Raw genomic sequence first — 7,777 nt, forward strand, 5'->3', positions numbered from 1 at the left:
GAGTCGGCGGCCATGGCCGCCACCAGGCTGGTGGGCCGCATATCGGTCCAGTGCTTCTCTATGTATGCAAGGCAGTCCTTCCGGCTCGAATCACCCAGTCGAATCTCCCAGCCATCCGGGACCTCGGCGAAAGTCGGCCAGAGCGAGTGCTGCCCCTCGGCATTAACCAGGACCCGAAAATGCCCGTTCTCGTCATCAAATGGATTTGTCATGGCAAACTCCTCCCTGTCAGATGTATACGCCGTCATGACTGCGGGCAATCTAGGAGATTCCTCGGCCCGACGACAAGCCTTGCGGATTTGATCTCGGCCCTGAAATCATTGCCGAATTATTTTGGGCAGTGTCGAGCGGAGGCGGGGAATGGCGTCGGCTGAAGCAGGTGAGACGACCGCGGCTTTGCGTCCATTGCGCAGGAACTGGCGGTTTCAGCTGCTATGGGGCGGTTCCGCGGCGTCCCTGCTCGGCTCCCGCATGTCCACCACCGCCTATCCGCTCCTGTTGCTGGCGATGACCGGATCGACGTTCGCCGCCGGAGCGTTCAGCGGAGTGCAGCTCCTGACGCAGGTGCTCTTCGGGATCCACGCGGGCACTGTCGCGGACCGTTACGACCGCAGGGTAATCCTCATCGTGGCCGACGGTCTGCGATTCCTGGCGTCCCTGACCGTCCCCCTCGCCCTCGCGATGGACCGGCTGACCCTCACCCACATCCTGCTGGTCGCGGTGGTGGTCGGTGGCACCATGGCCTATGCGTTCCCGGTCCGGACGCTCGCGATTCGCTCGGTCGTGCCCAAGGCACAGCTGCGGCAGGCACTCGCCCAGGACGGATTGCGGACCAATGGCACGGGTCTGCTGGGGCCGCCGCTGGCGGGATTTCTCTTCGGGCTCGGCCGTCCGGCCCCGTTCATCGGTGCGGCGGTCGGCTCGCTGCTCTCGTTCGGCGCGGCCTGCGCGGTCCGGTTCGACGGCAAACCGGAGACGAGCGGGGGGAAGGCGCGCGGCGGAGCCCTGGAGGGGATGCGTTTCCTGGCCCGGAGCCCGCTGCTGCGGGCCACGGTGGGGATCACCTTCGCGCTCTATCTGGTCTGTTCCGCCACGGTGCTGTCGTGCCTGGTTCTCCTCCAGCGCGAGGGGGTCGGCAGCGCAGGCACCGGCCTCGCCCTGTCCGGCGAGGCGGTCGGCGGGATCGTCGGAGTGCTCTTCGTCAGCCGGCTGCACCGGCTGATGGGCCCCGGGAAACTGCTGATCGCCGCGTCCTGGCTCTATGTGCCGCCGCTCCTGGTACTGCCGCTGTCCAGCAGCCCGGTGCTGGTCTTCTTCGTACTCGCGGTGATGCTGCTCAGCGACCCCGCGCTCGATGTGATGACCGATGTGCTGATCTTCCAACAGGTCCCCGACGAGCTGAGGGGCCGGGTCATGGCCGCGACCTTCATGCTCTTCACCCTCGGCATGCCCGCCGGGACGCTCGGCAGCGGTCTGCTGCTCGACTTCCTGTCGCCCGACGCCATGTTCACTGTGCTGGCGGTGGCGCTGGCGGTCGCGCTGGTACCCGTGACCCTCAATCGCACCCTGTGGGGGTCCGGGTGGCCGACCTGATTCCGCTGTCCTTCGCCCAGCAGCGCCTGTGGCTCATCGACCGGCTGGAAGGGCCCAGCGCGGTCTACAACGTCCCCCTGGCGCTGCGATTCTCCGGGGCCGTGAACCATGGCGCCCTGGAGGCCGCCCTGCGGGATGTGGTGGTCCGCCACGAGAGTCTGCGCACGGTGTTCACCGAGAGGGCCGACAAGGAGGAGATGGCGCACCAGGACATCCTCGGCCCGGAGGCGCTGAGCGTGCCGTTCGAGGTGGGTGAGACACATGAGGGCGGACTCGCGGAGGAGCTCGAGGAGTTCGGCGCGCGCCCGTTCGACCTCGCGCGGGAGATACCTGTCCGCGCTCGGCTGTTGCTGCTGGCGCCGGAGGAATCGGTACTGGCGCTGGTGATTCACCACACCGCCTGCGACGGCTGGTCCATCGGCCCGCTCTTCCGTGACCTCGGGACCGCGTACCGGGCGCGGTGCCGGCCGGATGGCGGCGCGCCGCAGTGGGCCCCGCTGCCGGTCCAGTACGCGGACTACGCCCTCTGGCAGCGGGAGATGCTCGGTGACGAGGACGACCCGGACAGCGAGGTGTCCCGCCAGTCGGCCTTCTGGTCCGCCGAACTCACCGGCCTGCCCGAGCAGCTGCCGCTGCCCGCCGACCGGGCCCGTCCTGCGGTGAGCGGCTTCCGTGGTGAGGCCGTACCGATCGAGGTCGGCGCCGAGGCCCACCGTGTACTGACCCGGTTGGCACGGGACGCGCGGGCCAGCTCCTTCATGGTGGTCCAGGTCGCGCTGGCGCTGCTGCTGACCAGGCTCGGGGCCGGCACCGACATCCCGATCGGCACCGTGACGGCGGGCCGCGACGAGGTGGCGTTGGAGGAACTGGTCGGCTTCTTCGCCAACACTCTGGTCCTGCGCACCGACACCTCCGGCAACCCCACCTTCCGGGAGTTGCTCGAGCGGGTGCGGAGCAGGACCCTGAAGGCGTACGCACACGGCGAGCTTCCGTTCGAGCGAGTGGTGGAACTCGTCAGACCCGGGCGGTCCCTGGCCAGGCATCCGCTCTTCCAGGTGATGCTGGTCTTCCAGCCCGAGGGGGATGCCGTCCCCGATCTGCCGGGGTTGCGGGTCGGCCTCGAAGAGGTGGACACGCCAAGCGCCAAGTTCGATCTGACCCTCAGTCTGCGGGAGCGATTCGGCCGCGACGGCGAACCGCTCGGCCTTTCCGGCGAACTCCGTTATCGCACCGACCTGTTCGACCACGGGACATCCGAGCGTATGGCCGCCCGTCTGGTACGGATCCTGGCCGCCGCCGCGCGGAACCCGGAGCTTCCCGTCGGAAGCATCGATATCCTCGACGCCGCCGAGCGGCACCGTGTGCTGACCGAATGGAACGACACCGACCTGGCCGCACCCACCCCGAGCCTGCCCGCGCTCTTCTCGGCCCAGGCCGCCCGGACCCCGGCCGCACCGGCCGTGTCCGACAAAGGCCTGGTGCTCACGTACGCGGAGCTGGACGCGCGGGCCAACCGGCTGGCACACCTGCTGGCCGCACGCGGAATCGGCCCGGAGAAGCTGGTCGCGGTCGCCCTGCCCCGTTCGGCGCAGGCCGTCATCGCGCTCCTGGCCGTCCTCAAGGCAGGGGGCGCCTACCTTCCGCTGGACCCCGGCTATCCGGTGGAACGGCTCGGCGCCATGCTCCGTGACGCCCGGCCGGAGCTGGTCCTCACCACGGGGCAGGCCGACCCGACGGCCGAGTCGGCCATCCCCCGGCTGTGCCTCGACAGCTCCCCGGTCCAGGCCGAGCTGGAGAGCCGGCCCGCCACCGATCCGGCCGTGCGGACACATCCCGGTCATCCGGTCTATGTCATTTACACCTCAGGATCGAGCGGCCGTCCCAAGGGTGTCGTCGTCACCCACGGAGCTCTGGCCGACTACCTGGCCTGGGCACGCCGGGCCTATCCGGCGACCGCCGGTACGGTTCTGCTCCACACATCGCTCTCGTTCGATCTGACGGTCACCGCGCTGTGGACGCCGCTGACGGTCGGCGGCTGTCTGTTCACGGCCTCGATCGCCGAGATCGCCGAGATCGCCGAGATCGCCGAGATGCGCGGAAACGATTCCGGACCGGCACAGTCGGCCGGTGTGGTCTTCACCTTCGTCAAGGCCACACCGAGTCATCTGCCGCTGCTGGCCGAGGCATCCGACATCTGCTCGCCCACCGGTCAGCTGCTGCTCGCCGGCGAAGCCCTCACCACCGAGGCGCTTCGCACCTGGCGCCGCCGGCACCCGGACATGACCGTGCACAACGTGTACGGACCGACGGAGACCACGGTCAGCTGCGCCGACTTCCCCGTGGAGCCCGGTGCCGAGCTGCCGCCCGGAACGGTGCCCATCGGCCGTCCCTTGGCCGGCACCCGGATCTACGTGCTGGATTCCGCGCTGGCTCCGGTGCCGCCTGGTGTCGTGGGCGAACTGTACGTCGCGGGCTCGGGCCTGGCCCGGGGATATCTGGGCCGGCCGGGCCTGTCGGCGGAGCGGTTCGTCGCATGCCCTTTCGGCGCCCCGGGCGAGCGGATGTACCGTACCGGCGATCTCGCACGGTGGCGGCCGACCGGGGTGCTGGACTTCATGGGGCGGGCCGACCAGCAGGTCAAGGTCCGTGGCTTCCGCATCGAACCCGGCGAGATCGAGACCGTACTGGCTGCCGACCCGGTCGTGGGCCAGGTCTCGGTGGTGGCTCGGGAGGACAGGCGGGGAGACCAGCGGCTGGTGGCGTACGTGGTGCCCGTCGAGGGCGGGACCCCCGAGAGCATGGACGGCTCGGCCGTGCGCGAGCGGGCGCGGCGGCTGCTGCCGGAGTACATGGTGCCCGCCGCGGTGGTGCCGCTTCCGGCGCTGCCGCTGACTCCGAACGGCAAGCTCGACCGTGCTGCCCTGCCCGCGCCACCGGCCGGCGTCGGGAAGTCGTGCCGGGGACCGGGCACGCCGGTCGAAGAGGTCTTGTGCGAGCTGTTCGCGGAAGCTCTCGGCGCCGAGGGGATCGGCGCCGACGAGGGGTTCTTCGAACTGGGCGGCCACTCTCTGCTCGCCGCCCGGCTGGTCGGCCGGATCGCGGCCCGGCTGGGCGTGGAGGTGCGGCTGCGAGACCTGTTCGAGGCGCCTACGGTCGCCGCCCTCGCCAGGCGTCTGAGCAGGGTCGGCGAGCGTGACGGGACGGCCTTCGACGTCCTTCTGCGGCTTACGGCGGGCGGTTCGGGCACCCCGCTGTTCTGCGTGCATCCGGGTGGTGGCATCAGCTGGTGCTACACCGGGCTGATCCGCCATCTGCCACCGGATCTGCCGGTTTACGGACTACAGTCCCGAGCGTTGTCGCCCGACACGACGTGCCCCGCGACCATCGAGGAGATGGCACGCGACTACCGCGAGCAGATCGTCTCGGTGCAGCCCGTAGGCCCGTACCGGCTGCTCGGCTGGTCCTTCGGCGGCCTCGTCGCGCATGCCGTCGCCGTACAGCTCCAAGAGGCGGGCGAACAGGTGCGGTTCCTCGGAATGCTGGACAGCTATCCGGAATTCCATGACGACGGCGACCGGCTTCCCCAGTGGGGAGACGACGGCGCGGTGGAACTTCTCAACGAGGCGATCGGTGGACTCGACGGGCTCGCGGCGGACGAGATGCCGCGGGTGCTGGCCGCCCTGAGACATCACCGTGCGCTGTGGCGGGGTTACGTACCCCGGCGCTACCGGGGAGATCTCCTCTTCTTCACCGCCGCCCTGGACCGGCCCGAGGGCCGGGACGCGGTCAGGGAGTGGAACCCTTTCATCGATGGGACGATCGAGGAGATCTCCGTCGAGTGCACTCATCCGGCGATGCTGTCCCCCGGACCGTCGGCCAGGATCGGAAGAGCGCTGGCAACCGCGCTCTCTCCCCCCTGATCTGCCCGGCCCACGAGGTCCACAGAGCCGTCGCCGCGCAGCCGGGCCCGGGCGCCGGTGCGGTACATCCGCCCGCCGGGCGGCCCGTACGGATCGGCCACGAAGCGCTCGGCGGTGAGGGCCGGTCGCCCCGGGTAGCCACGGGCAGGCCCCGGACCGGGCAGGTACAGCTCGCCGACGACGCCGGGCGGCACCCGCCGCCCGGCTCCGTCCAGTACGTAGCCCGGGGGCCGGTCGGCGCTCGGGTAGGTGGAGGTGTCTGCGGCCCGCCCGGCCGGACGGCGGGACGCGACGGTCACGCGGCTGCCACGCAGCAACCGCCCCCACCATTCCCAAACGGTGAAGTCGAAGACGTCGCCGAGCCCGGGACAGGGACCGGTCCCGGTGATCACACGCAGCACGTCCTGGTGGGAGAGGACGGCCCCCAGGGGTTCGCCGTGCTCGCCCGCGGCCCGGACCACGCAGGCGGCGCCGGCCGGCTGTGGAGACGGTGTGCGGACATCCGGCGGGGTGGCCGGACGTGGTTCGCCGATGACAAGGGTGGGCAGGTCGGCGGGGAGGAACCAGGCATGGGCACGATCCGTGACGGTCAGGACCGGCGGGCAGTCGGTCGGCAGCAGTTCGAGACGCTCGTCCGGCGCGCCGGGGTCGAGCGGAAGACAGCAGCCTCCGGCTTTGAGCACGGCGAGCGTCGCGATCACCAGATGGGCCGAGCGGGGCAGCGCCACCGCCACGGTCAGCTCCGGTCCCACCCCCGCCTCCCGCAGCACCGGCGCCATCTGGTCCACCCGCTCGCCGAGTTCGGCGTACGTGAGCTCGGTGGCGCCGTACACCACCGCGATCCGGTCGGGTGTGCGCCGGACCTGGGCGTCAAAGAGGGAGATGACGGTCTGCCCGTCGGGGATCGGCGGTGGCGGGAGCTGCGCGCCGGTCGGCGGTGGAGCGAGCGGGCGGGTGGCGGAGAGGGGCAGGTCGGACAGGCGTGTGTCCGGGGCTGCCGCCACGCTGTGCAGCAGCGTGCTCCACAAGGAGATGATCCGCTCAGCGGTGTCCGCGTCGAAGAGTTCGGTGCGGTACGAGAGCATGCCCTGGAGCCCGCTGTCGGTCTCCCAGAGCTGCATGCCGAGGTCGAACTGTGAGGTGCGGACGTCGAACGGTACGGGCTCCACGTCAAGTCCGGTCAGTTCGGCGGTCTCCGGGGCGTTGTTCTGCAGTACGAAGAGCACCTGGGCCAGCGGGTTGTGCCATGGACTCCGGTCCGGGTTCAGCTCCTCGACGATCTTCTCGAACGGCACGTCCTGGTGCGCGTAGCCGTCCAGCGCCACTCGCCGTACCTGGTCCAGCAAGGATCGGAAGGTGGGATTCCCGGAAAGGTCGGCGCGCAGCGCCAGGGTGTTGACGAAGAAGCCCACGAGACGGTCGAGTTCGGTACGGCCCCGGGCAGCGGTCGGCACGGCCACCACGATGTCGTCCTGACCGGTGAGCCTGCCCATCAAGCAGTGGAAGGCCGCGAGCAAGGTGATGAACACCGTGGCGCTCGAGGCCTGACTGACAGCGCGGATCCCGTCCAGAACATCGGCCGGGACACGGAATTCCACGACCCGTCCCGCCGAACTGCCGGCAGCCTCGCGAGGTCGATCGAACGGCAGCTCGATGGCCGCCGGCGCGTTGGCCAGCCTGTCCTTCCAGTAGACCAGTTGGTGTTCGAGACCCCCGTCCCGCAGCCAGTCGCGCTGCCACACCGCGTAGTCGGCGTAGCTCACCGGCAGCTCGGTCAGGCCCGCCCGCTCCTGGTGACCCCCGGCCGCGTAGAGGGCGGCCAGGTCCTCGAAGAAGACGCTGCCGGACCAGCCGTCGGTGACGAGGTGGTGCATGGTCAGCAGCAGGATGTGCTCGTCGGCGGCCAGACGCAGCAGCTCCGTCCGCATGAGCGGTCCCCGGACCAGGTCGAAGGGGCGCATGGCCTCCTCGCTGACCAGCCGCTCGGCTTCGCGCGTCCGCTCTCCCGGCCCCAGCCCGCCGAGATCGGTGAGAGCCAGTTCCCAGGACGGCGCGGGCCGGATCTCCTGCCACGGCTCGCCGTCATCGGAACCGAAGACCGTACGCAGCACCTCGTGGCGTTCGACCATCGCCTCCAGGCTCCGCCGCAGTGCCTCCCGATCGAGCGCGCCGCGCAGCCGCAGCGGAGAGGCGATGTTGTATGCCGGGCTGCCCGGCTCCAACTGGTCGATGAACCACAGGCGCCGCTGGGCGAACGACAGCGG

The 7,777-nt window shown here is 70.3% G+C and carries 4 protein-coding genes; 2 read left to right on the forward strand and 2 right to left on the reverse strand.

Features of this window, described 5'->3' with window-relative positions; all coding sequences use genetic code 11:
* Window positions 1-212: MbtH family protein (locus CCN51_RS46730; RefSeq protein ID WP_107426267.1), on the reverse strand; the 212-nt coding region annotated here is incomplete at its 3' end.
* 148 nt (window positions 213-360) lie between these two features.
* Between CCN51_RS46730 and CCN51_RS46735 the strand changes: the two genes are divergently transcribed.
* Both CCN51_RS46735 and CCN51_RS46740 read left to right on the forward strand, forming a co-directional pair.
* Window positions 361-1,593: an MFS transporter gene (locus CCN51_RS46735; RefSeq protein WP_043486036.1), complete on the forward strand. Its 1,233-nt coding sequence runs from the start codon at window positions 361-363 to the stop codon at window positions 1,591-1,593.
* Window positions 1,581-5,513: a non-ribosomal peptide synthetase gene (locus tag CCN51_RS46740; protein ID WP_158104769.1), complete on the forward strand. Its 3,933-nt coding sequence runs from the start codon at window positions 1,581-1,583 to the stop codon at window positions 5,511-5,513. Before CCN51_RS46735 ends, CCN51_RS46740 begins: the two co-directional genes overlap by 13 nt.
* On the opposite strand, the gene CCN51_RS46745 is transcribed toward CCN51_RS46740, so the two are convergent.
* A partial coding sequence (locus tag CCN51_RS46745) for a condensation domain-containing protein (RefSeq protein ID WP_143676120.1) occupies window positions 5,438-7,777 on the reverse strand: 2,340 nt, incomplete at its 5' end. The genes CCN51_RS46740 and CCN51_RS46745 overlap by 76 nt on opposite strands.

The sequence above is a fragment of the Streptomyces milbemycinicus genome (assembly GCF_002154605.1).
In the GTDB taxonomy this organism is placed as follows: Bacteria; Actinomycetota; Actinomycetes; order Streptomycetales; family Streptomycetaceae; genus Streptomyces; species Streptomyces milbemycinicus.

Coding starts and splice junctions, on each gene's coding strand:
- CCN51_RS46735 (WP_043486036.1), top strand. CDS start 361: ATGGCGTCGGCTGAAGCAGGTGAGACGACCGCGGCTTTGCGTCCATTG.